Origin of the sequence: Micromonospora sp. NPDC051296 (assembly GCF_040682255.1) — a bacterium.
GTDB lineage: Bacteria > Actinomycetota > Actinomycetes > Mycobacteriales > Micromonosporaceae > Micromonospora > Micromonospora craterilacus.
Window position 1 is genome coordinate 1 of sequence record NZ_JBFBAO010000593.1, and the last position, 2,330, is coordinate 2,330.

Genomic DNA, 2,330 nt, shown 5'->3' on the forward strand with positions numbered 1-2,330 from the left:
GCTGCTCCACCTGCTCCCCGAGCACCGACGGCTCGGCCTCGTACGGACCTTCACCCGGCCGCGCGGCGGCGACACCGTACACCCGCTCGGCTCGCGGGTGACGGTCACCGACGACGGCGCCCGCACCGAGGCCGAGGTGGTCGCCGCCGCGACGCCGCTGGAGATGTGGCACCGCAACCTGTCGGCCGTCACGTCCGCCCTGGAGTCCGCCGGCATCGAATACCACTGCCTGCGCAACGACGACTACCTGCGTAGCTCCGTCGCCGTCCTGGTGGAGCAGCGGGACGCGGTGCGTCGACTGGTCCGCTCCGCGCCGGCCCTGGCGGGAGCACACGTACGCACCGTCGAGATGCAACCCGGGCGGAACCAGCCGGGCCTGGCACCGGCCGAGGTGACCCAGGTGTGGTTCCCGGTGACCGACGCCCGGACGGACGTCGTGCTGGGCGCCCAGTTCGCCTGCGAGATCGAGCTGTGGACCCGGGTGGGCGACGTGGTCCGCGCGCCCCGGCACAACGCGGTGATCGACGAGGCGCCGGCCCGGGCGGAACCGGTCCGGGTCGCCGCGGCCCTGCTCAGCCACTTCGTCCCCGAGGCCGACGACCACACCTACGGCACCCGCCGTGACCTCGCCGTCCGCGCCCCGGACCGGGTGGGGTTTCCGGTCGACGCGGTCTACACCTGGGTGGACGGCTCGGATCCGGAGTGGCTGGAGCGGAAGAAGTCCGCGCTGGGTACCCCCGGCGGTCCACTGCACGCCGTGGCCGCGAACACGTCGCGCTACCACAACCGGGACGAGCTGCGGTACTCGATGCGCTCGCTGCACGGCTTCGCGCCCTGGCTCCGGAAGATCTTCCTGGTCACCGACAGCCAGTTGCCCAGCTGGCTGGACCCGAACCATCCGATGATCACCGTCGTCTCGCACGCCGAGCTCTTCGCCGACCTCGGCGGGTTGTCGTCGTTCAACTCGCACGCCATCGAATCCCGGCTGCACCGCATCGAGGGCCTGGCGGAGCACTTCCTCTACCTCAACGACGACGTGTTCCTGGGCCGGCCACTGCTGCCGACGCACTTCTTCCACGCCAACGGGATCGCGAAGTTCTTCCTCTCGCCGGCGCAGTTCGGGCTGGGCGAGGCGAGGCGCAGCGACCTGCCGGTGAACGCCGCCGGGAAGAACAACCGCCGGCACATCCAGCGGCAGTTCGGCGTGACCATTACGCAGAAGATGAAGCACACCCCGTTCGCGCTGCGGCGCAGCATCATGCACCAGATCGAGGCGGTGCTACAGGCGGACGTGACCGCGACGGCCGGGCACCGGTTCCGCAACCACCGCGACCTGTCGATCCCGTCCTCGCTGCACCAGTACTGGGCGTACCTGACCGCTCAGGCCGTCCCCGGCGACATCGAGTACGAGTACGCCGACCTCGGTCACCCCTCGACGCCCGCCCGCCTCGCCGAGTTGCTGGCCCACCGGCATCGCGACGTGTTCTGCCTCAACGACACCGACTCGGACCCCCGTGCGATCGAGGAGCAGGAGCGGATGCTGGCCGACTTCCTGCCGCGCTACCTGCCCTTCCCCGCGCCGTTCGAGCTGCCCGACGACGAGGTGGCGGAGCGCCGGAAGCTGGGGGCCACCGCGCTGTGGCGCAGCTCGCTCCGGCCCGTCCCGGGCGCCCGGCGGGCTGCCCCGGTCGACGCGGCGACCCTGCCGAACAACCTACTCAAGACGGTGGGTGACGTGGAGGGCGCCTGACGAGGCCAGATGGCTGACGTTGGCTCTCACCAGCGCCGCTGCCGGCGGATCAACGCTCCGCCGGCAGCGGCGTCTCTACGCCGTCGACCGGATGGCCCGGTTGCGCGCACTGCCCCGCTCGAACTGGCTTGCCACCGGGAAATAGCTCTCCAGGAAGCCGGCGACGACCCGGATCTGCTCCGTCTCGCCGAGCTCCCCGTGGTGGGTGTCGTTGAGGCAGAACGCGTCGTAACCGCGGGTGACGAGGATCTGGGTCAGTTGCGGGTGCTCTCTCGGATCGCCGGTGTTCACGTAGCTCATTCGGATGCCGCCCTGTACCGAGCGTCCAGTGAGGTACCCGTAGTAGTGGTGTAGCGAGGAGGCGATCGAGACGTCGGTGTGGTCGCGCAGCTGGCTCGCTGCGGTTCGGTTGACCTCGTCGGCGAACGCCTTGTCGAGGTCGTACGCCACACTGCGCCGCATTGCGTACGGTGCGTGCAGAAGCCCATGGGTGAGGGTGGCGCCGAACGCCTGCTGGATGAGGCGCCGGTTGTTCTTCGCCGCGCTGAAGTTGAAGTCGTCCTCCGCGCTCACGCCGACC

2 protein-coding genes are annotated in these 2,330 nt (G+C 70.3%); one reads left to right on the forward strand and one right to left on the reverse strand.

The window, feature by feature from the left end; translation table 11 throughout:
• Positions 1 to 1,750 (forward strand): stealth family protein (locus tag AB0M52_RS33290; protein ID WP_363961821.1); only part of this gene is annotated, 1,750 nt, incomplete at its 5' end.
• Positions 1,751 to 1,825: 75 nt separating this feature from the next.
• Here the strand turns inward: AB0M52_RS33290 and AB0M52_RS33295 are convergent.
• The coding region (locus AB0M52_RS33295; protein WP_363961822.1) for a stealth conserved region 3 domain-containing protein at positions 1,826 to 2,330 on the reverse strand (505 nt) is incomplete at its 5' end.